This is a genomic window from Bacillus fungorum (genome assembly GCF_002746455.1).
GTDB classification, from domain to species: domain Bacteria; phylum Bacillota; class Bacilli; order Bacillales; family Bacillaceae_G; genus Bacillus_A; species Bacillus_A fungorum.
On sequence record NZ_NWUW01000134.1, the window covers coordinates 1 to 1,028 of the forward strand.

Genomic DNA, 1,028 nt, shown 5'->3' on the forward strand with positions numbered 1-1,028 from the left:
TGTTCACCTACGTTATTGGCATGATATAGACCTACTTTGCCACCTACGCTATGCTCCATCCTTTTTAGGGCATATTATGCATCCATCTATTAGTAAAGGGGTATCTACCCCTCCTTTAAGTTTTGCTCTGCAGGGCGGAGTAAATCAAGAATTTAATTTTGTTGTATACTCCACCCTACTAACAGATAAAAAGGATCGTTTAAAACGAATTATTGCTCGATGGAAAGATTTCGTAGAATCAGGAAAAGATGTTATTATGCAAGACTTAGGAAATAATCCTACAGTCTTAGTTATATATGTTTCTACGGAAAGCCAAGCCAAGCAAATTAATAATGAACTATTACTCGACCTGCTCCCTGGTAAAGTATTGTTATGTATAGGAGAAACCTTACATATAAAAGGATTACAACATGCATTTTACCAGCCCCTTGCAGAAGGGGAGATTAAACAATTAAATACAAAGCTATTCGCAACAAACTAAGCCACCCTTACAAGCTATTGATTTCTTTTAAAGGGTGGCTTGTTTGTTATATAAAAATAGTAGATTATTCAAAAATAATTTAAGAAAACTAATTATCCTGTATCTCCCTCTATACAAATTACGGATTTTACGAAATAATATTCTTTGACACCTTTATGCAGAAAAAACAATATATATAAATATGTTCATTCGTGTAAAGGAATATATTTGAAAGGAGTAACACAGTGCTACGTATACAAAGAGGGTACATGTATGATCCAGATGATAATGAGATAATTGTGAACGAAATTTTCTACAACGCTGCATCTGAACAAAAGCTAGGAAGTAAAATGGGTGTGTTTGCTGCAGACAAACTACCTACTTCCATTTTTGAAAAGGTTCAAGAAAACGAAAGTATGTCTTATACGGAAAGTATGGAAATAGAAGAAGAAACTATTTCAGAAATACTTCGTTATTTAGACCAAAATCAAAAGCCAGAAAAACTTTATTTTGAGATACAGTACATGAAGTAACACTGAGAAGAGTGAATAAGATGGGGTTTATAAAC

1 protein-coding gene and 1 pseudogene are annotated in these 1,028 nt (G+C 33.4%); both read left to right on the forward strand.

Going from position 1 to position 1,028, the window contains the following annotated elements; all coding sequences use genetic code 11:
- Positions 1-481 (forward strand): annotated as a pseudogene (locus CO726_RS31055) (hypothetical protein); the annotation flags it as partial.
- Between the two features lie 224 nt (positions 482-705).
- Positions 706-993, forward strand: a complete 288-nt coding sequence (locus CO726_RS31060) for a hypothetical protein (protein ID WP_169513130.1) — start codon at positions 706-708, stop codon at positions 991-993.
- The last annotated feature ends 35 nt before the right edge of the window (positions 994-1,028 follow it).